This window comes from Bacillus sp. ISL-41 (genome assembly GCF_018613235.1).
GTDB lineage: Bacteria > Bacillota > Bacilli > Bacillales > Cytobacillaceae > Mesobacillus.
Window position 1 is genome coordinate 131,291 of sequence record NZ_JAGGQP010000023.1, and the last position, 25,470, is coordinate 156,760.

At 41.7% G+C, this 25,470-nt stretch carries 19 protein-coding genes and 2 pseudogenes; 16 read left to right on the forward strand and 5 right to left on the reverse strand.

Annotated features, from left to right (window positions below; translation table 11 throughout):
• The first annotated feature begins 301 nt into the window (after positions 1-301).
• From proB to J7I80_RS11440, 3 genes and pseudogenes are all read left to right on the forward strand, one after another.
• A complete protein-coding gene (gene proB, locus J7I80_RS11430; protein WP_214738490.1) occupies positions 302-1,426 on the forward strand; it encodes a glutamate 5-kinase in 1,125 nt (374 codons plus the stop codon).
• 15 nt (positions 1,427-1,441) lie between these two features.
• Positions 1,442-2,713: pseudogene (locus J7I80_RS11435) on the forward strand (glutamate-5-semialdehyde dehydrogenase); the annotation flags it as partial.
• A 318-nt stretch (positions 2,714-3,031) separates the two neighbouring features.
• Positions 3,032-3,802, forward strand: coding sequence for an SDR family oxidoreductase (locus J7I80_RS11440; RefSeq protein WP_353050105.1), 771 nt, complete (start codon positions 3,032-3,034; stop codon positions 3,800-3,802).
• A 107-nt stretch (positions 3,803-3,909) separates the two neighbouring features.
• Here J7I80_RS11440 and J7I80_RS11445 read toward each other — a convergent pair whose 3' ends face one another.
• Positions 3,910-4,326, reverse strand: coding sequence for a tyrosine-type recombinase/integrase (locus J7I80_RS11445; RefSeq protein WP_251027721.1), 417 nt, complete (start codon positions 4,324-4,326; stop codon positions 3,910-3,912).
• A 796-nt stretch (positions 4,327-5,122) separates the two neighbouring features.
• On the opposite strand from J7I80_RS11445, the gene J7I80_RS11450 reads away from it, so the two are divergent.
• The 3 genes from J7I80_RS11450 (at position 5,123) to J7I80_RS11460 (ending at position 7,841) form a co-directional block, all read left to right on the forward strand.
• Positions 5,123-6,040, forward strand: a complete 918-nt coding sequence (locus tag J7I80_RS11450; RefSeq protein WP_214738493.1) for an Ig-like domain-containing protein — start codon at positions 5,123-5,125, stop codon at positions 6,038-6,040.
• A gap of 322 nt (positions 6,041-6,362) precedes the next feature.
• Positions 6,363-7,403: an S-layer homology domain-containing protein gene (locus J7I80_RS11455; RefSeq protein WP_214738494.1), complete on the forward strand. Its 1,041-nt coding sequence runs from the start codon at positions 6,363-6,365 to the stop codon at positions 7,401-7,403.
• Between the two features lie 135 nt (positions 7,404-7,538).
• On the forward strand, positions 7,539-7,841 hold the full coding sequence (locus J7I80_RS11460; protein ID WP_214738495.1) for an EthD family reductase: 303 nt from the start codon (positions 7,539-7,541) through the stop codon (positions 7,839-7,841).
• 651 nt (positions 7,842-8,492) lie between these two features.
• On the opposite strand, the gene J7I80_RS11465 is transcribed toward J7I80_RS11460, so the two are convergent.
• Positions 8,493-8,948 carry a GNAT family N-acetyltransferase gene (locus J7I80_RS11465; protein ID WP_214738496.1) on the reverse strand — a complete coding sequence of 152 codons (456 nt, stop codon included), beginning with the start codon at positions 8,946-8,948 and terminating at the stop codon, positions 8,493-8,495.
• A gap of 188 nt (positions 8,949-9,136) precedes the next feature.
• On the opposite strand from J7I80_RS11465, the gene J7I80_RS23665 reads away from it, so the two are divergent.
• Complete coding sequence (locus J7I80_RS23665; protein WP_353050102.1) at positions 9,137-10,048, forward strand: AraC family transcriptional regulator; 912 nt, start codon at positions 9,137-9,139, stop codon at positions 10,046-10,048.
• Positions 10,049-10,053: 5 nt separating this feature from the next.
• Here J7I80_RS23665 and J7I80_RS11475 read toward each other — a convergent pair whose 3' ends face one another.
• Entirely contained in the window at positions 10,054-11,286 is a 1,233-nt protein-coding gene (locus J7I80_RS11475; RefSeq protein WP_214738497.1) for an MFS transporter, read from the reverse strand.
• 171 nt (positions 11,287-11,457) lie between these two features.
• Positions 11,458-12,726 (reverse strand): annotated as a pseudogene (locus J7I80_RS11480) (MFS transporter).
• 237 nt (positions 12,727-12,963) lie between these two features.
• On the opposite strand from J7I80_RS11480, the gene J7I80_RS11485 reads away from it, so the two are divergent.
• The 6 genes from J7I80_RS11485 (at position 12,964) to J7I80_RS11510 (ending at position 20,237) form a co-directional block, all read left to right on the forward strand.
• Positions 12,964-13,668, forward strand: a complete 705-nt coding sequence (locus J7I80_RS11485) for a hypothetical protein (RefSeq protein ID WP_214738498.1) — start codon at positions 12,964-12,966, stop codon at positions 13,666-13,668.
• Positions 13,669-13,867: 199 nt separating this feature from the next.
• On the forward strand, positions 13,868-14,293 hold the full coding sequence (locus J7I80_RS11490; RefSeq protein WP_214738499.1) for an acyl-CoA thioesterase: 426 nt from the start codon (positions 13,868-13,870) through the stop codon (positions 14,291-14,293).
• 135 nt (positions 14,294-14,428) lie between these two features.
• On the forward strand, positions 14,429-14,908 hold the full coding sequence (locus J7I80_RS11495) for an NUDIX hydrolase (RefSeq protein WP_251027735.1): 480 nt from the start codon (positions 14,429-14,431) through the stop codon (positions 14,906-14,908).
• A 46-nt stretch (positions 14,909-14,954) separates the two neighbouring features.
• Positions 14,955-15,398 carry a PH domain-containing protein gene (locus tag J7I80_RS11500; RefSeq protein ID WP_214738501.1) on the forward strand — a complete coding sequence of 148 codons (444 nt, stop codon included), beginning with the start codon at positions 14,955-14,957 and terminating at the stop codon, positions 15,396-15,398.
• A 386-nt stretch (positions 15,399-15,784) separates the two neighbouring features.
• Entirely contained in the window at positions 15,785-16,606 is an 822-nt protein-coding gene (locus J7I80_RS11505) for a cupin domain-containing protein (RefSeq protein ID WP_214738502.1), read from the forward strand.
• A gap of 415 nt (positions 16,607-17,021) precedes the next feature.
• Positions 17,022-20,237, forward strand: coding sequence for a M36 family metallopeptidase (locus J7I80_RS11510; RefSeq protein WP_214738503.1), 3,216 nt, complete (start codon positions 17,022-17,024; stop codon positions 20,235-20,237).
• Between the two features lie 238 nt (positions 20,238-20,475).
• Here J7I80_RS11510 and J7I80_RS11515 read toward each other — a convergent pair whose 3' ends face one another.
• A complete protein-coding gene (locus J7I80_RS11515) occupies positions 20,476-21,297 on the reverse strand; it encodes an STAS domain-containing protein (protein WP_214738504.1) in 822 nt (273 codons plus the stop codon).
• 350 nt (positions 21,298-21,647) lie between these two features.
• Here J7I80_RS11515 and J7I80_RS11520 point away from each other — a divergent pair, with 350 nt between their 5' ends.
• From J7I80_RS11520 to J7I80_RS11530, 3 genes are all read left to right on the forward strand, one after another.
• A complete protein-coding gene (locus J7I80_RS11520) occupies positions 21,648-22,478 on the forward strand; it encodes an MBL fold metallo-hydrolase (RefSeq protein WP_214738505.1) in 831 nt (276 codons plus the stop codon).
• Positions 22,479-23,317: 839 nt separating this feature from the next.
• Entirely contained in the window at positions 23,318-24,493 is a 1,176-nt protein-coding gene (locus J7I80_RS11525) for a molybdopterin-dependent oxidoreductase (protein WP_214738506.1), read from the forward strand.
• A 387-nt stretch (positions 24,494-24,880) separates the two neighbouring features.
• A complete protein-coding gene (locus tag J7I80_RS11530) occupies positions 24,881-25,342 on the forward strand; it encodes a CarD family transcriptional regulator (RefSeq protein WP_214738602.1) in 462 nt (153 codons plus the stop codon).
• The last annotated feature ends 128 nt before the right edge of the window (positions 25,343-25,470 follow it).

Sequence of the window (25,470 nt, forward strand, 5' to 3'; positions counted from 1 at the left end):
CTCTTAGCGGTTTTCTTTTTGAAAAAACAATTGATTTCCTCAATTCCGATATATTGCGATATTTTACCTTGAGCCAGCCTGAACAGCGATGAGGGCAACTTAATGGCCCATATCTTCAAAATGTTACCGCTTCCATTCACTATCTCGGCCATATGCTCACGAATGGCAGGATATCCCTTGAAACTGTTTTTGAGGATGTTACCATTAATAACGTTGGCAAAAGAGAAACGGTATACGAACACTTTTGAATGAGTGAGGGTTCCTTCTGTAGTAGACGGACGGATTCACAAGGAGGTATTGGATGGCAGAGCAAGACAGGAAGATAAAAAGAGTTGTAATTAAGATTGGCAGCAGTTCGCTGACGAGTATGCATGGGGAAATCAGCCGCAGGAAGCTGGAGAATCTGGCGAACCAGATTGTGGCCTTGAAGGATGCGGGCTATGAAACCGCGGTTGTTTCATCTGGTGCCGTGGCGGCAGGATACCGCAAACTTGGCTGCATTCAGCGGCCGACTTCATTGCCGGAAAAGCAGGCAGCCGCTTCAATCGGCCAGGGCTTGTTAATGGAATCTTACTCAGAACTCTTTTTATCTCATGGGTATGTCGCTTCCCAAATCTTGATCACGAGAAGCGATTTCGCGAATGAAAATCGCTACAACAACATGAAAAATACGTTGAACGTCTTGTTGGAGAGAGGGATCATCCCGATCATCAATGAAAATGACACAGTCACGGTCGACCGCCTGCGTTTCGGTGACAATGACACACTATCAGCGAAGGTAGCCGCGTTGATTGAGGCAGACCAGCTGATTATCCTTTCCGACATCGACGGTTTGTATGACGCAAATCCGAACGACAACCCAGACGCTAAATTGCTGGATAAGGTCCATGAAATTACTCCTGAAATCGAAGCAGCAGCAGGCGGCTCAGGAAGTGCGGTCGGTACAGGCGGGATGAAATCAAAGATCTCCGCTGTAAAAATTGCGATGGCATCCGGAATCGATTCGTTTTTGGGGAAGGCCGACAGCAAGGACATCCTGGTAAAAGCGGTGAGCGGAACGGCAAAAGGGACGTATTTCAACCAGGATCCCGAAGGCTTCAACCTCGACAACAACCAGCAATGGATCGCATTTCATTCAGGTCCTGAGGGGGAAGTCATCATCCGTCCGGAATCAAGGGAACCAATCATCGAGGATCGGAAAAATATCCTCCCGTCTGACATCCTTCAGGTGAAAGGAAGGTTCGGCGAGGGAGCCGTCGTCAGAGTGATGGATGAAAACGGAGAAGAGATTGGACTCGGACGAATCAATTATTCTAGCGGAAAATTGGAAGAGACACTTATTGAAGAAGAGTGTGAACGAAAAGAAGCAATCGAGCAGGACACATTTGTCTGTTCACGTGATTTTGCATTGCCGGTATCAGTCTAAAAATATACAGGAGGCGTTTTGATGACATTGACAATGACTCAAACAACGACAGTAGAGGAACAAGCAATTGCAGCGAAAAAGGCAGCGAAGCAGCTAAGCATTCTTTCCACTGAGGAAAAGAACGAGGCGTTGCTGATTCTCGCTGACGCACTGGAAACCAATTATGAAGCCATTTTAGCGGAGAACGAAAAGGATTTGCAGAACGGAAGGGAAAAAGGCTTCGAGGACGCATTCATGGATCGCCTGGCACTCTCACGCGAGCGAATCTTCGACTTTGCCGAAGGACTACGCCAGGTAGCAGAGCATGCAGATCCAGTTGGCGACATCCTTTCAGACTGGACACTGAAAAACGGACTTAATGTAAAAGAAATCCGCGTTCCGCTTGGCGTCATCGGCATGATCTACGAAGCACGTCCGAATGTAACCGTTGATGCAGCAGGACTGGCGCTTAAATCAGGAAACGCCATCATCTTAAAAGGGGGATCCTCCGCACTATCCTCCAACAAAGCCATCGTCGACATCATGCACCAGGCACTTGAAAACACAAAAGTGCCAAAAGACGCCATTCAATTCATCGCCACTGCAGACCGCGAAGCAACACAGCAGCTGTTCACGATGAAAGAGCACATCGACGTCCTGATCCCGCGCGGAGGCGGAGCATTGATCAAGGCAGTCGTTGAAAACGCGACGGTTCCTGTTTTGGAAACCGGAGTAGGAAACTGCCACCTTTATGTGGACGAAGAAGCGGACACTGAAAAAGCACTGAACATCATGATTAATGCCAAAACAGATCGCCCGGCAGTCTGCAACGCAGCTGAGACACTCATCGTCCATCAGGCTTGGCTTGGAGAAAATAAAGAAAAGCTTGCGGCTGCATTCCAGGCGAACGGCATCACAGTTCATGGTGACGAAGCAGCAGCGGAAGTACTGCCAAACGTAGTGCCAGCAACCGAAACCGACTGGACTGACGAATACCTGAGCCTCGACATCGCCGTCAAGGTGGTTAACGATCTTGATGAAGCCATTGACCACATCGACCAGTACGGCACAAAACACTCAGAAGCGATCATTACTGAAAATGCTGAGAACGCAAAGAAATTCCTGCAGCTAGTAGATGCCGCAGCACTCTATCATAACGCTTCCACTAGATTCACAGATGGCGGAGCTTTAGGGTTTGGAGCTGAGATTGGGATTTCTACACAGAAGCTGCATGCCAGAGGACCAATGGGCTTGCCGGCGCTGACTACCCGGAAGTATGTAATGGTTGGGGATGGGTTGGTAAGGTAATGAGAGGAGAGGAAAACTTTCCTTGTCGCCGTTAAAGTAACGGTCTCTCTTTTATAGGTGCAAATCAATAATACAAATAACTTATTATAGTAAAACGGCATGATGATTAAGAATGAAATCATCATGCTTTTTCTTTTTCCTATATTATCCGGTAAAGATTTTTCTCTGCTATAATTGGAATTGTAATACCAATTTAAATTATTCTTTCCGGGTTTTTAAAGGTCTGTGAAATGATGTCCTTAAGCTAAAATAGCTAATAGTTGAATTAAGTACCCAATTCCTGAATATGAAAATAAAGAGAAGTTCATTAAAGTGGGAGTGTTTACATTGAGAATATTAGTTACTGGTTCAACAGGACAACTAGGGTCAACTTTACTTAAGCAACTAAAAGGCTCTGATTATAAAATTAAAATAACTTCTAGAAGAAAACCTGAAGGATTAGGACAATTCGATTGGGTATATAGCGATTTATCGTCTGGTGAAGGATTAGAAGAAGCGATAAAAGATGTAGATGTAATTATACACGCAGCAACGAGTCCGATTAAAAATTCAAAAATGGTCGAGGTTTTAGGTTTTAAGGAGTTTTTAGGTAAAATGAAACATATAAAACATCTTATTTATCCGTCAATTGTTGGGATAGATGAAATACCATTTAAATATTATAAGCAAAAATATGAAGCAGAAGAATTGTTGAAAAATAGCTCTATCCCTCATACGATTGTACGTGCCACTCAATTCCACAATTTTGTCGAAGATTTATTTATATCAAAACCACTCTTTAAAAGATATATTGTCCCTGGGAACTTTAAATTTCAAAGTGTTGATGTTAGTGAATTTGCCAGTCATCTAATAGGTTTAGTGGAAAAGGATACACAAGGAAGAGCGGATGATTTTGGTGGACCAGAAATTATGACATTAAAAGAAATGGTTGAACTGAAAATCAAAAAAAATAATGAATCAAATAGAGTTTTAAGTATTCCTTTTCCAGGAAAACTGTACCAATCTATCTCCGAGGGGAGAAATACAAATTCTTTTCGGAAAATGGGCAAAATCACCTTCGAGGAATATCTAAGTAATAAGATCGAATGAGGAACTAAGGTTACTGAGAGGGCCTTCTTTATTTTACTAAAAAAGCTTGTGAAGATTTGTACTTAAACGAAAGGGTGCAAGAGTAAAGCAACGCATAATTTACGTTGCTACGTAGCTTTGTTAGAAGTATTTCTGGTAAAACTCCTGTCTGAGCCTTCCACTGGTGCTCCGTTATTTAATAAGTGGGTGGCATAGCTGCGTCTTAGTTGGTGAGGGTGGATTTCTTTATTGATGCTAGCACGAGCTGAGATTTTCTTTATGTAATACCTCATCTGAGCAATACTCATCCTGTGTGGCTTTCTCTCCGTTACAAAAATGGCTGGATCCTTATCCTGGCGGCTATCGATATATCGCAAAAGCCATAATTGGGCTCGAATATTAAAATAGACTTCACGTAAAAGTTCAATTGCCCTTTCTGATAAAAATTTGGGGATTCTCTTGCCTGCTTTAGGTTCTTTAATTTTTGTTGCCGGATTAAAGGGAATTTGTCCTTCCTCGTGACACCAGCGAAACAATGACTTCATGAATCGAATCCTGTGAGCCACACTTGTGGGTTTTAAGTCCTTACCTCGAGTAACAAGATATTCTTTCAATCCTTCTGTATTGAATGTCTCAATAATTGGGTCCTTAAAATAACTAATGAGCAGCTTTGCCTGAATCCCATATACTTTAAAGCATAAATTGAAAATCCTTCAATACGTTTATCAGCTTAATAGGATTTCCAAGCTGTTGATAATAACAAACAAATCCCTCCATTTAAATCGGCTAATAAAGAGATTCTTGCCAGTTTTATAGAAATATAGACTAGATTAATAAATAATTTAGAACATATATAAAAGCCTTATTGCACAAACGGGGCAGGATACTTTAATACAAAACAGGAAATTCTTAGTGGTATTCACATAATATCAACAGACACAATAGCAATAGCGGTGTATTATTTAGATACTAAGATATTGAATGTGATATTAATGGAAAGCACTCCTGTTATTTACCAAGGAAAAGATTATTTATTGCTTATTCAATTCGCATCTGGTTACTGTGAGGTTGTTGAGGTTGGAAAACACAATCATTCCGTTAAACTGGTGCATTTTCCCCAATTGAGGCTAAAGGGGCTTAACCGTCTAAGAGGCGGTCATTTTTTCATTGTTTTGCTAACAGAGCATGTTAGTTGAGCTTGTCAAAGATTTAAGAAAAACAGGAGCCATTAAAAATGGTAACAACTACTATATACAAACTTCCTTGATAGTTATTATTATTTATAATGGTACTTTAATAAAATTATAAATAAAAACATCAAAGGGGAATACAGAAAACATCATGAAAAACATCATGAAAAAATTAACGGCAAGCATCTTATTATTAGGAATTTTATTTAGTGGATTTAGTTCTGTTCATGCAGAAGAAATAAATGTCGGTACAGTTACATATGAAATTTGGAGCAACAGTAATGTAATTAATTCAAACCCCCAAGGCGGCTTGCCTTTATCTTGGGCAAGGGGAAAAGCTTCTTCCTTGCCAGATGGTAGATATACTTTCTCGGTTTATCTTGACCTAACCAAATCAGCAGTGATTCCTTTTGGCGATGACCCGCAATGGTTTAGAGATTCTTACATTTTTTTTGAAGAAAATCAAAGTTATCCAACCATCCAGGAAGCGCAAGCAGCTGCAAGGGAATACATCAATAACTGGATAGATGCAAACAACGGAACATGGTATACAACACAATTTAATGCTACTTATGTATTTTTTGACCCAGATCAAACGCCACCTTCAATCAGTATTGCGAGTCCAATGAATTCGATGTATTTGGATGAACAATCACTTACGGTGACTTATTCAGTAACTGATAACATGTCTGGCGTGGATTACCAATCGATTAGTGCAACTTTGGACGGTCAACCGATTAGCAGCGAAACCACGATTTCTCTATATACATTGAGTATCGGGTCACATACGTTAACTGTGAGTGCGTCTGATAACGCCGGTAACGTTGCAACACAGTCGGTAACATTCCAAGTAAATACAAGTATAGATTCCTTAAAGGGTCTAGTTTCTCAATTCACAAAAAACGGCTTAATAGAAAATAGAGGGATATCCAATGCATTGACACAAACACTTGATTATGGAAATCTACAATCTTTCGTAAATCAAGTTGAATCACAAAGCGGGAAGCAAATTAATGCAACGGTAGCTAATTACTTGTTACGGGATGCAAACTTTCTGCTTGGTCAATAGGGAAAATCTCATAAAGAACAAAGTTTAACGGGTCTCGCGCAGTCGAGACCCATTTCATTTAACAACTTTGCAAGTGTAACAAGTTTCCTTTCATATCTTTTAAAGCATTTTTCTGTAAAGAATTCAGCACAACTAATTATTGGAAGTAAAAGGAAGCGATTATTCCCATTTAATTTAATGAAGGGGGAGACAGAGGGACGGTTCTACTGCTTGTTTTCAAGCAGTAGAACCGTCCCTTTGCTTTCCCCATGCTTTCAATATACAAAATAGTCCAAAAATGTTACGGTTATGGTAATGGAAATATTGGCAGGGGGGAGATATCATGAAAAAAATAACGTGTTTTTTGTTGTCTGCTGTGTTGGTTTCAAGCCTCTTTTTATTCAATGGAAAAGCGGATGCCAGCAGCTCGTTCAGTGACATTAAGAATCACTGGGCAAAAGAGGATATGGAGTATTTGGTACAGAAAGGGATTATCGGAGGCTATGCTGATGGTACTTTCAGGCCGAATGACGTTGTCACTCGAGCTCAGGCTGCGATCATGATTGGCCGTGCTCTTGGCTTGCCTGGGGAACAGCCTGTTGACGCAAGGTTTAAGGATGTTCCAGCAAGCGTAACGGGTTCAGGCTATATTCATCAGTTGGAACTGATTGGCGTGGCGGCAGGTTATGGAGACAGAACTTACCGGCCGCACAATGCGGTAAATCGGGGAGATGCAACGATTCATTTAATCAAATCGACCCTCGCTCCTTCAGACCGAACAGGGTATCCAGAACATCCATTCAAAGATGTCTCAACAAGCCAGGCGTCAGGAGACTATGTCATCATTGCTTACCATAACGGAATTGTGGATGGCTATGCAGATAAGACATTCCGCCCCTATGAACCTATTACCCGCGCTCAGTTCTCGGTCTTTCTTTCTCGATCACTTCAAAGTGAAAGGCAGAGCGTTCCGGAGCTCGAGGAGCAGCAAGCTGTCGATTTGCTGAACAGATACAATACTGTCAGGGAAGCCGCCTATGATGATGCATTGGATCAGCCAAATTTAAAGTTCCAAACGTATAAAACGAAAGAGGAATTCTATCAATTATTCCTCGATTTTATGTCGAGAGATGTGGTTGAACAGACCTTCAGCATCAGATTGAAAGAGAAAGATGGCAGCTTATATTTGGTGGCGATGGATTCAGTGAGAACCTTCAAGCCAGAGATTCCTCATGATTTCGAAAAAGTAACAGATCGTTTATCTGTGCTCACCCAAATCCAGGAAAGCGAAATGTATGGTCGGGAAAAGCTTATTTTTACCTATAAAAATATGGATGGAACTTGGAAAATCAGTTCTATAAGAGCGGTAAATTTATTACAGTAGTTTTATCGTAAGTGAGAGACACGGGACCTAGCCTGTGTCTCTTTATTTAGGATTTTGTCGAAGGTTAATTCTTTATTAAGAACAAATGGTTATTTATAATGTATTTATGATTCTATTTTTCTAAGGGGGAAGAAAATGGCGAAAATTATTGTTACATACGATCAGCCGAAAGATCAAGCAGGATTTGAGAAGCACTATTATGATGTGCATATTCCGCTAGTTCAAAAGGTTCCAAACTTAAAAGGCGCTGAGGTTCACCGAGTGCTGCAATCCATGTATACGGATGAAAAGTTATACTTGATTGCCGAACTGCAGTTTGATAATCCAGAAGTCTTGGCACAGTCACTCGCAACACCGGAATTCCAGGAAGTGCAGGGAGATGTAAAAAACCTTATAACCTACCTCAATAAGCCGCCGGTCGTGGCGATTGTGGATTAGTTTTATGCAACAAAGGGACATGGGAAAAATGTCCCTTTGTTACTTGTGGAAGCGTGGTGACATACCTCTTGCTTCAACTCAAGAGATTAATTTGGAAGCGTAAACGTCCCTCTGTTTCCTCTGGTAATTGTACCCTTATGTAGTGGCGAGAGCTCGCATAAGGATCCGTTTAATCCGTAATTGTACCCTTATGTGGTGGCGAGAGCTCGCATAAGGATACGATAAATCCGTAATTGTACCCTTATGTAGTGGCGAGAGCTCGCATAAGGATCCGTTTAATCCGTAATTGTACCCTTATGTGGTGGCCAGAGCTCGCATAAGGATCCGTTTAACCCGTAATTGTACCCTTATGTAGTGGCGAGAGCTCGCATAAGGATACGATAAATCCGTAATCGTACCCTTATGTGGTGGCGAGAGCTCGCATAAGGATGCGATAAACCCGTAATTGTACCCTTATGTAGTGGCGAGAGCTCGCATAAGGATGCGTTTAATCCGTAATTGTACCCTTATGTAGTGGCGAGAGCTTGCATAAGGATCCGTTTAATCCGTAATTGTACCCTTATGTGGTGGCCAGAGCTCGCATAAGGATATGATTAATTCATAAGGTACTTCTATATGGAGCAAAAAGCCAGGATCGCCCCTATGTCCTGCTTACAGTTCCTTCGTCATGAACACACTATTGGAATCTTCCACATAATCGTCAAAGGGAGGACAGTAGTGGAAGCCGAATGTCTCGTAAAGTTTCCGCGCCGGGAGGAACGCTTCCATGGATCCTGTTTCCAGGCTTAGTCTTGTATAGCCGCGCCTTCTTGCCTCGGAAATGATGTATTGTAGCACAGCTCGCGCGACCCCTTTTCGTAGATGGGCAGAAACAGTCCTCATGGATTTAAGTTCACCGTGCTGGGGATCGAGCTCCTTCAGTGCTCCGCAGCCCATCAACTGATCGCCCTCCCATACAGTCCAGAAGGAAATCTCCGGTCTTTTCAATTTCTCCAGGTCTAGAGCATGGATACTCTCTGGTGGGGAGTGGAGTGTCATTCCATGCAAATGCTCGCCAATTAACGAAATAACCTCTGGTCCTGTCAAATCATCGGACTTAATTATCATAAAAAAAACTCCAGCAAATTTTCGATATGAAGATAAAGAAGTATTTGGTAAATTAGGATTATCATAACCTTCACATAAAAAGGAAGACAACTAGTTTCTTATTTCATATAGTAAAAGGGAGAATTCAAAAGTGAGACAAGCGTCTCTATCCCCAAGTTTTTTTAAATGTTGACGAGATTAACCGTAAAGTGGTGAGCACGATTCAACAGTTACTTTTATTTCAACGTGTCATTGATTATATAGAGGATCATATTAGAGAGGAACTTAGTGCTGAAGAGCTGGCGAGAATGGTTGGGTATTCGCCTTATCATTTTTCGCGGATTTTTCAGAAGCAGACGGGTTATACATTGATGGATTATGTGGTAAAAAGGAAGCTCCAGTTTGCGCTGTACGAATTGGTGAATGGGAGAAAGATCATCGAGATTGCCATGGATTATGGATTTGAAACGCATGCTGGCTTTACGAAAGCGTTCAAGAAGTGTTTTGGAAGTCCTCCGAGTCTTTATAAGGAGCATTGTCCAACATCACTGCCTCAAAAACTGGATTTAATGAGCCTTCACGAAAAGAACACGGGCGGCATCGTCTTGCAGCCTCAGATTTTCCGGCGAGAGGCCTTTAATGTCGCCGGGAAAATCTTCAGTATCGAGAATTTCCCTGCAAACAGAAATGTGCCTGCCTTCTGGGACCAGGAAGGTTTGACGGACGGTTCGATTGAAACGTACCTGTACAAAGAGCTGGCGCCGAAAAAGCATGGAGAGTATTGCATCAATTTGAGTCGCAGCTTGGATGAAGGGTGCCGTTATATATTTGCTGTAGATCATGATGATGAAAAAGGCTTGCCGGATGGAGTAACCACTGCACAAATTCCTGAAGCTACCTATGCGATATTCCGGACGCCTTTGGTTGATGTTGACCAATTTGCTGCAGCCATAAAAGGAACGTGGAGATACATACTCGAGGATTGGTTTCCAAACTCATCCTATGAACTGGATGAAGAGGGCTTCGACTTTGAATTTTATGATGAGCATTGCCATTATTGGGATTTCAAAAAAATCTATATGGAAATTCATATCCCCATCAAAGAAAAATCTCGAGAGTGACTCTATCACCCTCGAGATTTTTTGATGGCCAATTGATAAAAATAGATGACAGGTGTTAAAAGAATCGCACTTGCAATCATCGCAATTTTAATCGAAAAATTGGCGGCAATGAGTCCAATTGCCGGTCCGCCGCTAATTTGGCCAATGGCATCCACCTGGCCTTTTACCGAAAAAAACGTCGCGCGTGTGGAGGAATCAGGAATGATTTTATTCAGCCATGTGTCCTCAAACGGTGCCATGACAGACCTTGTTCCTTGGATGATCAGGTAAAAGCACAGCAAACCGATGATACCGGTCGAAAGAGCAAAACCGGTCAGCGAAGCGATGATCAGAACACATCCGATCAGCAAGGCTACATAGATGGTGTTTAACTGATGATGGAGCGAACTCCGGCTGATAAAATGAAGGCCGACAAATGATAGGAGCATCACGGCAAAATTAATGCTGCCGATCAGGATGACCAAATTCCCTTCCGTCATATATGCGAGATGGGTTTCTTCAAGGAAGTGAGAAATCCACAGCCGGTCGAAGCCTTCACTATATAGCCCGAAAAACAAGGCAATAAGGAAAAGGATCCGCATCAGATAACTGGCCTTTGTATAATGGACCATCTCACTCATATTTGTCTTCAGCGTCTGCAAAGTTGATGTATTTTCAGGTTGGACAGGTTTGAAATTCTCTTCTTTCATAAAAAGAAGCAGAAAAACTGCTAACCCCATCATGGATAATCCGCCAATGATGATCGGCAGGTTGATCATGAAATAGTAACCTATCAACATACTTAAAGGAATGGCGATCACTTCGCCTAGCTTGCCGGCCTTAGCACCATTCACAAACGCCTCGGAAGCACGATTTTCTCCGATCTCATCAGCAATCCAGGCTTGATGGGCACCGCTCGTAAATGTGTAGCCAATTCCCCAAAGGACCTGAGACACTAAAACGGCCACGAAATACGGAAATGAGCCCTCGATGAGGAACCCGGCTCCAATCAAAAAATACCCGGAAATCACCGAAAGCCTGCGACTCTTTAAATCTGCCATAAACCCAGTCGGAATCTCAAACAGGAACACAACCGCCTCGAGAACACTCCCAACCAGAACGAGCTGCAACGGATCAAGGCCGACGACCTTCACGTGATACAGCAGGTTAACTGTAAAAATAAATGTAAAAAAGAACTGCGACCAGAAACGTGTATATATATAAACACGATAGGAATCCATTTTTTTGATAAATATCAATTTCATCTCCCCCTAACCAGATTATAGAGAGGGAGGAAGACAAATACTTTTCCGAATTTGCGGTTTTTTCGGGCTTCAGGAAATGTCTCGAGTAAACCATCCAGCTCATTTATGGAATTACCCAAGTCCGGGTAGCCACGTTCTTTAAGCCTTATTTTAGACGGGAGGATTCTAGTATTCTAGTTCTGCCGATTCAGGCTGGCGCATTTCCTTAATCGTACTCACTCCAAACAAGCCGATTAGAGAAAAGATGACGGGAATGATGAAGCCATAGAAATAGCCTTCAGTCATACTGCCTGAGACAGACTGGAAATGATCCAACACTTTCCCGAAAAATACTGGCAGTAAAACGGCGCTTAGGAATCCACCGGTATTCGCAAAGCCAGATACCAAGCCAGATTCCCTCATAGGAAAGGATTGACGAACGACAGCAAATGTTAAGGCACTTGCTCCAAATCCAAAGCCGATGATAAAGAAAAGCAAAATGAGCATGAAAAGTGGAGGATTCCCTTTGAATAAAAGGAAAGCAGACCAGCTTGTTAAAATAATGAAATGAACAATGACATAAGGGCGCTTGATTGTTTCAAGCCGACTTGAAATCCAGCTGGTCAGCGGGGCCCCAATAAGAGCCCCTATAAGCCCAACCATTACTAGTTGACTGGCATCCGACCGAGTCAGATCATACATATTCGTCCCATAAGGCACTGCCCATGAACTAATAAAGCCCACATAGCCGCCAACAACCCCAAAATGACAGAAGAATAAAGCCCATGCCTGCCGATTCATAACGATTCTTTTTAATAACATCGAAATGTTTTGACGTTGAATCTCATCTTTTACAGTTACCGATTCATGAGGAAAGAGTTGTCTTGGTTTCTTTACCAGCACCATATAAAGAAGAATTCCGGATAGACATAAAGCTATGCCCGCAGAAAAAAAGGCTGCTCTCTAGCCAAGTAAGTCAATCCAAGCAGAGAAAGGAACTGTCGCCAGAAGGAATCCAAGACTTCCCGTCATACCCGCGAAACCAATTAAGCGGACAAATTCCTTTACCTTAAACCATTGGCTTAAAATCAATACCAAGTTGACCCAAATGGTCGCATCTCCAATTCCCGTAAGGATTCTGGCAAAAAATAAGACAACCTCATGTGTCCCAAGACTATAGATGATGGTGCCTAACCCTGTAACGATTGCCCCTATAATCAGAAAAAAGTTGGGCCCAAACCGATCAGCCAAGATCCCCATTGGAATTTGCAGACTAGTATAAACCAAGAATTGCATACTTGTTAGTAACCCGATCGTTGTGGCTGTTACCTGAAAATCCTTCATCACCTGTTCTGTAATCAATCCCGGAGCTGTCCGCTGGCTCGACATTAATAAGTAAGTGAACAATACGGAAAAAAATACAACCCACCTAAACCTGCTATTATGTTTGTCCAATGATTTCTACTCCCGTTGGCTTTTACACTATATATATGGATATTCAGCACCGGTCATGATAACTTACTTAATCAGAAGCACGGGGACGTACCCTATGCTTCTGTTCAGTAAATAGCTCAAAACTTTACGGCTGAAGAAAATAGGAACAAAAGAATGAGTTCCTGGTACGTGCAAACAGAAGCAGAGAAAGTTGAAACTTTTCTGAAAAGTTTACGTAAAACATTAGAGGTGACTTTGATGATTGAAATAATCTTTCTTTTTATTTTGTTTCTGCTTGGAACTCTTGCACGTTATATCGTGTTTGGTGCCTTCGATCCATTACTGTTTGCGGCGATTTTCCTTCTCCCCTTAGGGTCGTTCGCTATTTATCTTGTTAGTAAAAAGTTCGCAGAAAAAGAGCGTGCGTATCAGCCGAAAAATATAGAAGGGTGGTCATTTTACAATATCCAAAAGTCATTGCCCATTCAGAAACCTCTCTTTAAAGGCGAGGTCCACAGAGGATATGTAAAACGTTATTTTCAGCAAAAGTGGAATTATATTGTTGGTGATCTTTTCGGTTTTAGCTGGCACCTTTCATTAGAGGTGAAAATTGACGAAGATGTATACGATGTACAATGGTATCATCAAAAGTGGTTCACCCAACAAGATCAATGGAAAATATATAAAAACGGAAAACAAATCGGCCAGGCACAAACTCAGGTGAATCTGAAAAATACCGTGAGTCTGACGGAATACATAAGGTTTAACTTCCATGACATCACTTTTGAGACTTCTGCACCGACGTTAACATCCACCATTTCACTAACCCATGAACAAAGGCACCTTGGCAAAATGAAACGCAACCATATCATCAGCAATGTCCAAGTATTAGAAGTACAAGAAGATAAACCAGAATATCTAGTCGCATTAATCCTTCATTCCTACTTTTTCAAAGGCAAATAAAATGATCGGCAAGCACGGGGACGTTGAAGTGCTTCTTTCCAAATGATCAATTTTTGGGAGCATATGGTACGGCCGTAGGCTTTTCAAGTAATCGAATAAAGGAGCAGACGTGTTGAAGAAGGATTTAACGCTTAAATTGTTGAAGAATGTATCTAGCAGGGATTGACACTAGAAGCATAGATGCAGGAGGATGATGAAGATGCAGATGAGACCGGAATATGAAGATTTTCCATTAAAGGCATATGACAAGATCAGGTATGCAGATACGGATCGGCAGGGACATGTAAATAACGCACTATTTTCAACCTTCCTGGAAACGGGAAGAACGGAGCTGCTCTATGCAAAGGAGCCGCTGCATGCTGAAAACGCCTCTTTTGTCATAGCGAGTCTGAAGCTGGATTTGCTTTCTGAAATTCGGTGGCCTGGAATAGTGGAAATCGGCAGTGCCATTACAAGAGTTGGCAACAGTTCCTTTTCTTTATTTCAGGGAATCTATCAAAATGGAAAGCTTGCTGCGGTTGCAGAAACCGTCATCGTGCAAATGGACGAACACACTAGAAAGTCCGCGCCACTTTCATCTGAAACAAAAGAGGAATTAAGGCAATATTTAGTGAAACGGAAATAGCATATATGACGAACGGGGAGTACGCCCTGTATTCCTTTTATGAAAAACGTGAAAAGCTACACTCTGCTTACTACAGAGAAAAGTAATTATGAGAAGATCTTTATATAAAATTAAAAAAGGATGAAAATAAAATTGATGATCAAGTTCTCAATTGATAAAGATAGAAGCTTCCATTTAAGATCTGCAGCCATTATCAAAATTAATGACAGGGTCTTATTTCAAAGGCCGATTAATAGTGAAAATTGGTTTTTGCCAGGAGGAAGAGTTGAGCATTTTGAATCAACAGAAGTGACATTAAAAAGAGAGTTAATGGAAGAGTTTAACTTAAAAGTAGACTATATGAAACTCTGCTGGGTAGTGGAGTATTTTTTAGAGGCTGGGAGTAAAAAAATTCAGGAATTAGGAATGCATTACCTTGTGGAAATTCCCGAAGATCATGAATTAGTTAACAATAAAGATGAGTTCAAAGGAGTGGAAGACGGATATATCCACAAATGGATTGAGATCAATGAACTTGATAAGTACAAAATAGTACCCGAGTTTGTTGTTCCTCAGTTACAAAAGTTGGGGGACAGCAGCAATATTGAACATACAGTTTTAACAGTAGTAAGGTAGATCCGCTTAGGGCTTTTTAATCATATTGTGGAGGTGCGATTACTTCATGGTTTTTCAATCAAAAGTAGATCCCTTTTTTAGAAACTTTATATTGGTTGCAGTGCTTGTTATTGCTTTAGCATCATTCTTTCCATTATTCGTTGAAGGCGGCACTCAATTACCAGTGGTTCTCATTCTCAGTTCAACATTTCTTATTGTGGTATGTTTTATTTTATGGACTGCTTTTTCAGTAAAGTATATTTTCTATAGTGATTATTTACTCATTAAAGGCGGGCCATTTAGAAGTAAAATTCTTTATGAAAATATAACAAAGGTAACACCTTCAACTGATATTTTTACAGGATATAGAATATTGTCATCGAGAGATGCGCTCGAGATCTTCAATAAAACAACCGTTTTCGGAAGCGTAAAAATTTCACCAAAAGCGAAGAGAGAGTTTATTGCTGAGCTAAGAAAAAGATGTCCGAACGCAACAATCCAAGATTGTTAGAGTGCCGGGTGCGTTTGCTGAACAAGCAACCGGGCCGCTAAAAAGGGGGAACCCAAATGAAACATTGGAAAGACTTGAATTATAAGGAGAAAGCAGCAAGATCGTTCTTCACAACTTGCATCTTTTCATTACTCATTTTAATACCAAACTATCCTCTCGGAAGTTATTTGGTGGTAATGGGGATCAGTTGTTCAAGTACAGTGCATTATCTTATAAAACATCGTAGAAATTATTCTTGAACTAAATGTGCGATTCATGGGTACGCAACCGCCCTTCTTTAAGTAAGGCTGTTGTTGTTAAAATCTTAAAGCCGATTTTTTCTTTTCAGTACATTCCCAGAATAATTGCATAGGATATGTTGATAAACTGGGAAGGGATTGACAAAAATGTACTATGCTCCTCATGGGTATTCAACTCAATACTCTTATTATGGCAATGGCCCGCAATATTATGATGGAAGACAGTCTGGTCAGTGGGCGTATCCTTATGGAATGCAGCATGTGAACGGTTTTCAATCTTTCCGCTATCCTAACGGTAATGGAATAATTCCGTTAGCGGATTATGGACCAAATCCATATGTGGTAAATATCAATGAAGCAACAAAGCAAAACAACACATATCGTACGGCTTTATGGACAGGAACGCATTTACAGGTCACGTTGATGAGCATTGATGTTGGTAATGATATCGGTTTGGAAATGCATCCTGATGTCGATCAATTTTTGCGGATTGAACAAGGCCAGGGAATCGTTCAGATGGGCCAGACTAAAGATAACCTTAGCTTTCAAAGACCGGTCGTTGACGATTCTGCCATCATGATTCCTGCCGGAACATGGCATAATGTGACCAATACCGGTAATACTCCGTTAAAGCTGTACTCCATCTATGCTCCTCCTAACCATCCATTCGGAACTGTCCACGTGACAAAAGCCGATGCAATGGCCAGTGAAGGCGGAGGTAACGGAAATGGGAATACGGTTGTTTTTGGCAAGACTCCAGATGAGTGGGTACGGCACACAGAATATTTAGTGCAGGAAGGATTAGAGGACGTTAAAAGAGGAATCAACGCTACGCACATTCTTCAAGAGTTCATTCTAATGGGAGTGCTTGTAGGGAAAGGGTATACTCCGGAAAAAGCATATGAAACCGTAGAAGAGTGGGAGCGTTCAGGAAAATCCCAGCTTCTTCTTCAGAGCAAGAATATGTAGGGATTAAAAAAACAATAAACGGTGTAGAACATGAGGATAGCCATTTCGCTATCCTCTTTAATTTTGCTGATATGTCCATGGTACCGCACGAATTAAAAGCGGAATAATCAGGGGTATTCTATTATCTATTTTAGTTCTCGGAAGAGACGGGCGAACCGTCCTGTGTCTCGCGTGTAAATGAAAATTAATACAAGGGCCGACCAGTTGAGATAAGCAATTCGCTTATCTCTTTTTTTATCGATTCTTGTGGACAAAGAACTGTTCCGCACACTATCCACAAGTCCTATCCTCCATAGTGTCTTAGTAGTATTTTAGTGACCTATAGTATGTATTTTGCCCTTGCGGCAGAGGTAAAACAAATGACGCTAACGTATTCTTTCCTTGAAATAGATTTTTCAAGGAGGGTATTGCGTAGATGAAAAAACGAAAGCTCGTGACGGCTGTATGTTCGACGCTGCTGGCTGGTCAGGTTTTGTTAACAAGCGGAATAAAGGCTGATCAGGTGACAGGACCAGTGACTTCAGAGGGAATCCATGAGGATCATGAGTCCCATCTGTATGATGTCCGAAATGTGGTGAACAGTGTCCTGCCGACCCAGAAACAGCTTGATGCCGCTAACACATTGGTTCAATCTGTGGGTGCAGGAACGAAGATTAAGTGGAACACCGTGTTTGGAACCCCTTCGACCATTATCAAGGAACAGGGATATTTGACAGCTCCTTCTAATGAAAGCGCTGAGACGATTGCGCGCAACTGGCTAAAGCAAAATGCGGCGCTATTTGGGCTTCAGTCCTCAGACATTGACTCATTTATCGTAAGCAAAAATTTTGAAATGCCAGGAACAGGGCTTCGTCCCGTCACTTTGCAGCAAAACTTTGATGGCATTGAGTCTGCCTACGGAGGACGAGTGATCATCGCGGTCAACAAAGAGGGCCAGATTCTTTCCGCAGCAGGAAACCTTAGCCGCGCAACAGGCTTGATTGCAGAATTCCAGCTTTCAGAAGCAGATGCCTTAAACAAGGCAGTTGAGCTGCAATTGCCAGACGTAAGCTTTGTTCCAAAGCTGTTAAGTACTGAAAAAGGCTGGTCAGTATTTGCTGGAGGAGATGTGCTGCCGGCTGAGCAGCGTGTAAAGAAAGCAACGTTTATTACGAAGGACGGTGTCCGGCCAGCTTACCGTGTGCTTTTCATCAAGGAGCTGAATGAAGGCTTTGAGATGGTGATCGATGCAGCGAATGGCAAGCTTTTATACCAACGCTCCCTCGTTGACACGCTATTAGAGACAGAAGGACTCATTTTTGAGAACTATCCTGGTGCACCGGCTGGCGGAACTCAGATTGTGAAGTCGTTTAAAGGGGATCCAAAGGCGTCACCAAAAGGCTGGCTGATTCCGGGAACAAGCTTGGGATTGACGACATTTGGTAACAACGCCAACTCGTATGCGAACTGGAGCAACTTTTTGGTTCCGGCCGATCAGGCTGTTCGTCCGCTGGCGTTAGATGGCGATTTTAGCTACTTATTTAAAAACGCGTGGCAAAAAACAAACGGGCAAACGACACCGCCGTCCTATGCAGAGGATTTAAACAGTGCGGCGACGAACTTGTTCTATCATCATAATCTATTCCACGACTATTTCTACAACCTTGGGTGGACAGAAGCAGCCGGGAACCTTCAGCTTTCAAACTACGGAAAAGGTGGAATGGACGGCGATGCCATCTTAGGTCTTGTGCAGGCAGGAGCGCTGTCAGGCGGTGCGCCAACGTATACGGGACGGGATAACGCCTACATGCTGACGCTTCCTGATGGTATTCCTGCATGGAGTGGTATGTTCCTTTGGGAACCGATACCGGGGTCATTTGAAGGACAATATGCAGATGGTGATTTTGATGCCGGAATTATTTATCATGAATATGCCCATGCATTGACCAATCGTTTCGTAGCAGGCGGAGAAGCACTCGGCAGCCACCAGTCAGGTTCCATGGGCGAAGGCTGGGGAGACTTCTTTGGAATGCACTATCTGGCAAAAAAAGGCCTGCAAGAAAAGCCAGTTGTGGGAGCTTATGTGACAGGGAATGCTGAACGAGGCATCCGCAGTTATGCACTTGATGAGGCACCATACAATTATGGGGATGTTGGCTATGATGTTGGCGGGCCAGAGGTTCACTCTGACGGCGACATTTGGGCAGCTATTTTATGGCATGTAAGAGACACATTGATTGATAGCATTGGGAAAACCGAAGCAGAATCAGTCATCGAGCATCTAGTCATGGATGCGATGCCAATCTCCGTTCCGAATCCATCGATGGAAGACATGAGAACGGCGATCCTTGCCGCAGATTTTGAACGCTACGATGGAAAGCACTATGATGCTTTATGGACTGCATTCGCACAACGCGGCTTAGGAGCAAATGCATTATCCAAAGGCGGAGACGATACAGACCCAGTTCCAGGATTCAACCATCCAGATGGACAGCGGAACGGCCAGTTGATTGGAAAGGTGGTTAACGCTGCTACAAATAAACCGATTCAGGATGCACGAATCATCATTGGTGAGTTCGAAGCAAGAACAAGTCCACTTGCGGTATCGGGCCAAAAGGGCGACTTCGGGGCATATATTGTAGAAGGAACTTATGACATTACGATCCAGGCAAAAGGTTTTGGATCGAGGACCATTCGTGATGTTGCCATCAAGGCAGGAGAGAAGAACCGATTGACGTTTACCATTGGACCAAACGTTGCATCATCCTTTAACGGAGCTTCGATTTCCAGCGTATCCGGATCATCGGACAGCAACCCGGTTAAGTTTGCGATTGACGACACAGAAGCAAGTGTGTTCGCCTCAAATACGCAGGAAAATGGGTTCCTTGGCGCGGACTTCATCGTTGACCTGGCGGGAGATGATCCAGTTGAAATTTCCCATGTTCAAGTAAGTGCCATGAAGGACATTTCCGGTTCACGATTTGCGACACTGAAAAACTTCAGTCTTCAAACGTCAATGGACGGAGAAAACTTCACGACGGTATGGAAAGGGAAATTTGAAGCCGGGAAGCCAAGGCCAACGGTCGCAGACCTTCATTACCAGGGAATCGATCTTCCACAAACTGTAGAAGCAAAATATCTGAAATTTATCGCACATGATGCACAGGACAATACAAAAGGCTTTGTTCAAGTGGCTGAGGTTCAAGCCTTCTCTGAGCAAAAATCAAAGATTGAACCGCTTGAACTAGAACCAGAAGAACCGTTTGTTTCGGAAGGTACTGTGCAGGCAGGAAATGCAGGAACAGGAATCGGAAGCCTGGCAGGTGTGCCAGCTACCCTGGCTGTCACAGAGAACGAGTTCGTGACGACGCAAAACCCAGAGCCGGCATCCCAAGGTGCAGATGGATATGTTGTGACCCTACCAGAGCAATATGGCGATGGGATCCATAACTTCACACTAAAGGGAAGCAATGACGGATCGTATGACTACGATGTCTACTTCTATAATAAGAACTTTGAGCTGATTGGGAGTGTCGCGACATCTGGGGCGAACGAAGCAGGAGTCATTCCGGGCGGCACACGCTATGTATATGTTGGATTATATTCAGGAGCAAATGTACCGTTTACGTTTACAGCGGTGAGTCCTTATTAAAAATATCTCTGAAACGAGGGTGTCCAAAGGTATTAAGTGAGGAATCGACCCGACAGGCCTTCGTATGGCATTGAATGAGCTATATGACCGTTATCAAAAACCTTCCGTACTAAAGTAATGTAAAGAATTAACGCACTAACGCACCGGGGGTCTGACCCCCGGTGCGTTAGTGTGTTAAAGCTAACTCGAAAATGTCAAAATAAAAGAAAAAGACCATCGAATGGTCTTTTTCCTGCAATTAAAGGTAATTTTTTAATGTCTCTTTAAGAGTCCCTTTTGTTTCTGTATCTTTTTCAAAAAGTATTCCGCCATGGACCATTTTTCTTACTAGGTCCGGTCGGAGCCCGGTCAGGATGGCTTTGCAGCCCATCATGGCCACTCCAGTCAAGATCTTTTGAAAGTAGTCAATAACATCCGGATCCATCATGGCTACACCTGATAGGTCGATCACTAAATTTTGGAACCTTGTGTTAGCTATTTCGTTTAGTACTTTTTCTTCAATGATTCTAATTCTAAAGGAGTCAATAGTGCCAATGAGAGGTAAAACAGAAACAGTCTCACTTACTGGAATAATTGGGACAGACAAATGTTCAACCATTTCTCTTTGCTTATGGAGCATTTGATCTTTATATTTTGAGTAGCTGAGAAAGAAACTGTTTAGAAATTGGTCTATTTGTTCATTTATGAATTCTTCCATTTCATAAAAATCCTTTTTTCCATCAGTCAGGTTCTTTTCTTCATCAATTTCACCAATTATTTTCCAAAAAGTTCTTCTGATTGCTTGAACCCATTCTAATTTTAGAGATAGAGTTAGAGAATGTCCTGCCCAGGCAATTCCCTCCTCCTCTGCAAAAGCAATTAGATCTTTTTCATTTTGATTAATTATGAAGAAAATTAATGTCCTGGCATTTTTCAAAAGGTCAATGTTCCCTTTTTCTAAAATCTCTGTGATTTTCCCCGAAACATTAACTGCTTGAGAGAGTAAATTCTCATCAAATATCTCACCATTTTCATTAAAGTAGTTTTTGATTTCTTCTCTTAAATCATTGATGTTATTCAATTTTTTTACCCCCGAAGTAATAACTGTACAACTAATATTACATACCCTTTTAGACGGTTTATAAACTCATTTACCTAAAAATTGCTATAAGATTTTTTTCGATTTCTCAAAAGTTAGGGACCAATGAACCAAAAGCTGCTGGGGGAGAGCACAGGGCGTACTAAGTGCTTTTTTTCAACGGATGATTTTGGGAGCATAAGGTACGTGATCTGCTTTTTTCTTAAAAGTCCGATAAAGAAATATAAAAATCTCAGCCAAAAGTTGTAGATAGGTTACAACATTCTTCCGAAGAGATCGCTTAATGGTTTTCTTATAATAAAGATACGAAAAAGCTTAGGAAGGTGTTCAAAATGAACCATTATATATGTAATACTTGCGGTGTCGAATATTCCCATTCTGCTCATGCTCCTGAAGCCTGTATGATTTGCGCTGACGAAAGACAGTACATCCATCCGGACGGACAGTCATGGACGACGCTACAACAGCTTGCAGATTCAGGGAAATATAAAAATACCATTATCCAAGAAGAGGAGGGACTGTACAGCCTTACCACTACTCCTTCGTTTGCTATTGGGCAGACAGCTTATTTAGTTCGGAATGAAGGGTTCAACTTGTTATGGGATTGCATCACCTACCTGGACGAAAAAACAGAAAATGAAATACATTCTCTAGGAGGAATCGATGCCATCGCATTATCCCATCCGCATTATTATTCGACACAGGTTGAATGGGCTGAAGTATTCGGAGCAAGCCTTTATATCCACGAAGCTGATCGCCAGTGGGTCACCAGGCACAGTGACAGGATCATATTCTGGTCTGGTGATTCTCTGGAGCTTGATTCGGGTGTAACATTATATCGTTTGGGTGGTCATTTTAATGGGGGAAGTGTTTTACACTGGGAAAATGATGTGAACAAGCAAGGGGTCCTTCTTACTGGTGATATTATTCAAATAGTGGCCGATCGAAAATGGGTAAGCTTCATGTATAGTTATCCAAACCTGATTCCATTGCCAGCTAACAAGGTTCAGGAGATGGCAGCTAAAGTCAGAATTCTAAATTTTGACAGACTGTATAATGCATTTCATCGTGTTATTAAGGAAGATGCCCATCAGTCTGTTCAAAAATCCGCTAAGAGGTATATTGAGGCTTTGGAGGGAAAGTTCGTTCATATAAACAATTAAGATGATCAGCTGGAAATAACGCCTGGTTGATAAAACCAGGCGTTTAATGGGAGCAAGGGGACGGACCTTATGCTCCTTTTTCGTAATTGTTTTTGGAAGAAAAAGGTATGTCCCTATGCTTCTGTATATAAATAAGCAAACCAAATCGCAAACTATTTAGCAATAAAGAAGGAGCTAGATATAACTCCCCAAACATAATATGTTTAGGAACTCATATATTGAATGCCATCCAGGTTATGATTGAATAAAATGGTTGGTATTTTAGCATATAAAATATCACTTTGATAATGCCATTTTCATGCTCCTAATCAGTGTGCTAATTACAGTGTTCATTCTTATGATAAAAAGCTATAAACCTTGATATATCAAAAAAAGGTGTACTAAATCGTATGTGATTTAGCATGACTTTTGTGTTGTTTTTTCCGCGTTTTGCACTCCTAAAGAGAACCCATTATGTCCATTGGTAGGGAAGGCCTTTATTTTGTTTATCATCATTCTTAATTGTCCATATGTCTTCCATCGGTACCATTCTAGCCTATTGAAATTAGAATATATTATTGCTAGTAGTCTATAATTATAGATTATTGGAATATGAATCATGTGAATGTTGGTGCGATTTATCAATCATGCCCGTCTGTTTGAAGGGTATTTTAAATGGTCTTGTTGTTCAAAGACTTAAGCAGTTGTATACAAAAGGCTTCTCTCATCATTATATTGGTTCTAGAATGGCACAAGGAAACCGTCCCTGCCTCAAGTTCAGTACCAAGGAGGGGCTATTTTGGAAAAGGAGGACGCTTCAGGTTCAGGCTTCTGAATTATCGAGAGGTGGGTGCAGCGAAATGTGGAATAGATTGAAAAGACTTCATCATCTGAATGGATATGCTACCTTATTTTTATTCATAAGTGGGATTTTGCTTTTCATTCCTTCATTAAGGGGGCCGTTGGCTTCATACCGTGTCATGTTGAAGGACGTTCATATTTGGATCGGTTTTGCAACGGTTGCCTTCCTTCTGCTTTATTTCCGCTATTTTGCTTTCCATTACAAAGTCATCAAAAAACAACAAGGGAAGAAACGGAATCTTGCGATGGTTATTGGATTGATCATCGGCTGGATTATTAGCGGTACGGTTCTGACTTTTCAAAGGAGTCTTCCTGAAGAACTTGTTCAAGCTTCATTGATCGTACATGATGTTTTCACCTGGATTGGTCTGCCGGTCCTCCTTTTCCACTCAGTGACTAGGTCAGGATGGTTTAGGAAAAGATCAAATCAATTGCAAGAAAAAAAGAAAGAACTATATGCTTTCAGCCGCAGAGGGTTTTTCAAATACGGCATTGTCACTTTGCTTGCGATCTTTTTGGGTCCATCAATTTATAAATGGTTAAAACAAGTAATGGATGATGGGGGATCGACACTGCAGGAGGTGGCGCTGAACAGCACAAATGAGCTCTCACCCATACCGATTCCCGCCACGCAATCCTCCCCTCCCATTGGTGGAGGGTATGAAGGCAAATTCCGCATTTACACAGTAACGGAGACACCGGCTTTTAACAATGAAAATTGGAATTTTATGATTGATGGATTGGTTGATGAACCAGTGTCGTTATCATGGGAAGAATTCGTCAAATTGAAGAGGACAGTCCAGGTTAGTGATTTTCACTGCGTTACTGGATGGTCCGTGCTTCATGTCACGTATGAAGGCATTCTGTTGAAAGATCTCATGAAGAAGGTAAAGCTGAAAGAGAACGCGTCCCATCTGAAATTTTACTCGGGCGACGGTGTCTATACTGACTCATTATCCCTTGAACAGGCAGCCTTGGATGATGTCATGGTCGCCGTGCTCATGGATGGAGAGCTGATCCCGTCAGATTATGGTGGCCCCGTCCGGCTGATTGTCCCCAAAATGTATGCCTATAAATCTGTGAAATGGCTTGTCAGAATCGAAGCCATCGATCATGTACACGAAGGCTACTGGCAAGTGAGGGGATATGATACCGATGCATGGGTAGGATCATAAGAGACTTGAGCTAATCTTGTACTGAATGATGGAGCGTGGACAAAAAAAGACAGCAAACAGGGAGCAAGGCTGATGGACCTTTTGCTCCTTTTTTTTGAGACAAGGGGATGGTTCCGGCGTCTAGTGAATGGAAAAATTATAACCATGTATTCTCTAGTACAGTCTCGTACGGCATGGACTCAAATAAGAATACTCAATGCACTTCTATGATTATTTCGGTTCACGATTGAGACGAGAGAACCGTCTCTGTGTCTCTTGTTTACTTTTTTGATTTTTAAAGAAAAAGTAGTTGACACCAAAAATAAATTTATGGTATTATTATAAATTTGCTAAAAAATAATATATATGGTAAGGTTAAGAAGGTTACCATATATGGAGGTGGATTATTTGTTTCAAATTGACGATACGATTGTTTATCCAATGCACGGAGTAGGTATTATTAAAGCTATAGAAGAAAAGGAAATCTCAGGGGAAAAACAACAGTATTATGTCATAAAAATGTTAATCGGTAATATGCAAGTCATGATTCCTGCGGGTAAAATATTGAATTCAAATATACGACCTGTTACTGACATAAGTGCAATAAAACACATCATTAACATTTTTCAACATGGAGAATCTGATCGATTACTTCCGTGGAAACAAAGGTATAAACTGAACGCGGACAAAATGAAAACAGGTAACATTCAAGAATGTACGGAAGTTGTACGTGATTTACTGCGTATACAGAAAGAAAAAGTGCTTAATACAAGCGAAAAGCAAATGCTAGATAACGCACATAAATTTTTGATCAGTGAACTGGGATTAATTAAAGGGATTACTGATCATCAAATAAAAAGTTTCTGTTAAGGTTTCTTTCATACATTTCCCGAAAATATTCTTTTCCAAGACATTCAACTTCTCCAACTCACCTGTAGAGCATGAACCTCTTTTGTTTTTTTCTACAATCTAATCCATTTTTATTACTTGAATTTCCT

Bases quoted from the DNA above. Each gene is read 5' to 3' on its own strand.
- J7I80_RS11490 (WP_214738499.1), top strand. From the start codon at position 13,868: ATGCAGATGAGACCGGAATATGAAGATTTTCCATTAAAGGCATATGAC.
- J7I80_RS11485 (WP_214738498.1), top strand. From the start codon at position 12,964: ATGATTGAAATAATCTTTCTTTTTATTTTGTTTCTGCTTGGAACTCTT.
- J7I80_RS11460 (WP_214738495.1), top strand. From the start codon at position 7,539: ATGGCGAAAATTATTGTTACATACGATCAGCCGAAAGATCAAGCAGGA.
- J7I80_RS11445 (WP_251027721.1), bottom strand. From the start codon at position 4,326: ATGAAGTCATTGTTTCGCTGGTGTCACGAGGAAGGACAAATTCCCTTT.
- J7I80_RS11525 (WP_214738506.1), top strand. From the start codon at position 23,318: ATGTGGAATAGATTGAAAAGACTTCATCATCTGAATGGATATGCTACC.
- J7I80_RS11455 (WP_214738494.1), top strand. From the start codon at position 6,363: ATGAAAAAAATAACGTGTTTTTTGTTGTCTGCTGTGTTGGTTTCAAGC.
- J7I80_RS11465 (WP_214738496.1), bottom strand. From the start codon at position 8,948: ATGATAATTAAGTCCGATGATTTGACAGGACCAGAGGTTATTTCGTTA.
- J7I80_RS11500 (WP_214738501.1), top strand. From the start codon at position 14,955: ATGGTTTTTCAATCAAAAGTAGATCCCTTTTTTAGAAACTTTATATTG.
- J7I80_RS11510 (WP_214738503.1), top strand. From the start codon at position 17,022: ATGAAAAAACGAAAGCTCGTGACGGCTGTATGTTCGACGCTGCTGGCT.
- J7I80_RS11520 (WP_214738505.1), top strand. From the start codon at position 21,648: ATGAACCATTATATATGTAATACTTGCGGTGTCGAATATTCCCATTCT.
- J7I80_RS11495 (WP_251027735.1), top strand. From the start codon at position 14,429: ATGATCAAGTTCTCAATTGATAAAGATAGAAGCTTCCATTTAAGATCT.
- proB (WP_214738490.1), top strand. From the start codon at position 302: ATGGCAGAGCAAGACAGGAAGATAAAAAGAGTTGTAATTAAGATTGGC.
- J7I80_RS11450 (WP_214738493.1), top strand. From the start codon at position 5,123: ATGAAAAACATCATGAAAAAATTAACGGCAAGCATCTTATTATTAGGA.
- J7I80_RS11505 (WP_214738502.1), top strand. From the start codon at position 15,785: ATGTACTATGCTCCTCATGGGTATTCAACTCAATACTCTTATTATGGC.